A 1,854-nucleotide genomic window follows, 5' to 3' on the forward strand; every position below is an offset into this window, starting at 1 on the left:
GGGTGGAGGTCGGCTGCGAGGGTGCTTCGGCCGGGGCGTCGGGATCCGAGTCGGGATCCGGCTCTCGATCCGGCTCGGACTGAGGACCGGGCTGAGGACCGGGCTGAGGGCCGGGCTGAGGGCCGGTGGGCTCCTCGGGCTCGCCCGACGGCTCCGCCTCCGCGCCGATCCGTATCGTTCCCACGTCGTCGCCGAACTCCCGCAGCCGCGCCGTGTCCTGCGGCTCGGTCGGTTCGGCGGTGGCGGACGGTGCCGGCCAGCCGGTCAGGGTCGCCGCCTCCAGTGCCTCGGCAACCTCCGCCGGGGCCGGCCGCTCGTCGGGGTCTCGGGCGAGGAGACGTACGAGGAGAGGGGCGAGGGGACCGGCCTGTTTCGGCTCGGGGAGATCGGCGGCGAGGATCGCGGCGAGCGTGGACTCCACCGTCGTACGGCGGAAGGGCGACCAGCCCTCGACGGCGGCGTACAGCAGGACGCCGAGGGACCACAGGTCCGAGGCGGGGCCGGCGCCGCGGCCGGACATCCGCTCGGGGGCGATGAACTCCAGGGAGCCGACGAACTCGCCGCTGACGGTGAGGGATTCCTCGCCCTGGATGTGTGCGATCCCGAAGTCGGTGAGGGCGACCCGGCCGTGCGGGCCGAGCAGCANNGGCGTGCGCGGCGCGCAGCGCGCCCAGGACGGCCAGGCCGATCCGGGCGGCCTCGGCCGGGTCCAGCGGGCCGCGTCGCAGCACCTCGTGCAGGGACTCGCCGCGCACCAACTCCATGACGATCCACGGCAGGCCGTCCGACAGGCCCTCGCCCTCCTCGACGACGACGTCGTGGATGGAGACCGCGGAGGGATGGTCGACGCGGGCGGCGGCGCGGACCTCCCGGTAGAGCCGGTGGGCGGCCCGGCGGTGGAACTCGTCCTGCGGGTCTCCGGGCAGCCGGGGTTCCTTGACGGCCACGTCGCGTTCCATGAGCAGGTCGCGGGCCCGCCACACGGTGCCCATGCCGCCCGAGCCGATGCGTTCGAGCAGCCGGTAACGCCCGCCCACGGTACGGCCGTTGACGCCCTCGCGCTCCCCGTCGTCACTCATGGCACATGACTACCACGAGCGGCGCGTCAGAGCTTGTCCACCTTCAGGTGGGCGATCGCGGTGGCCGCGACCTCCTGGCCCCGCTTCGTGAAGTCGCCCTTGCCGGGGTAGGCGATGGTGAGCTTGTACATGTCGCCCGCGGTGGACTTGTAGTACAGCGTCCGCATCTCGCGGGGAAGGGGGTTCTGGGTGTCGGTGCTGGTGTAGGCGACCGTGTTCTCGGCGGCCGGCCTGCCCTGGTACTCGGCGTTGGCGTCCGGCGAGGTCTTCGGTGCCTTCGGCATGTCGAGGCCGTAGTCGCCGTTGGTCTTGAAGTCGTCGTTGTCCTCGTACATCTCGGCGGCCGCGGAGTCCTTGATGGCGCCGCCGGTGTCCTCCGCCTTGCGCTCGACGGCCAGGACGACCGAGATGGCGCCGCTCGGGTCGGTGAAGCTGACCCGGTGGTCGTCGTCCGTCTCCTCCGGCTTGCCCAGCACGTAGTCCTTCGGTACCGCAAGTGTCGCGGTGACGTCCTTCTGGGCGCTCGTCCTCCAGCCGGCGGGCAGTCCGCCGCCCGAGGGGTCGGCGACCACCAGCCAGGCCGCGATCGCCGCGGCGACGACGGTCGCGCCGAGCCCGGTCCAGAACAGCCTGGTGCCGACCCGCAGGCCCCAGCCGGCGCGCCCGGCAGTGGCCCTGACGGACCAGCCGCCGATCGGCCCCTGTGCGTCCGGGGCCAGGACCACGGGCTCGGTGACCAGTTGGGTGCGCGCCGGGGCGGGCGCCCAACTGGTCA

Annotated in this window: 2 pseudogenes; both read right to left on the reverse strand. The window is 73.3% G+C overall.

From position 1 onward, the window contains the following. A pseudogene (locus tag BZL64_RS28170) lies at window positions 1-1,079 on the reverse strand (serine/threonine-protein kinase); the annotation flags it as partial. A gap of 26 nt (window positions 1,080-1,105) precedes the next feature. Beyond that, window positions 1,106-1,854 (reverse strand): annotated as a pseudogene (locus BZL64_RS39930) (serine/threonine protein kinase); the annotation flags it as partial.

The sequence above is a fragment of the Streptomyces bobili genome (assembly GCF_002154575.1).
In the GTDB taxonomy this organism is placed as follows: Bacteria; Actinomycetota; Actinomycetes; order Streptomycetales; family Streptomycetaceae; genus Streptomyces; species Streptomyces bobili.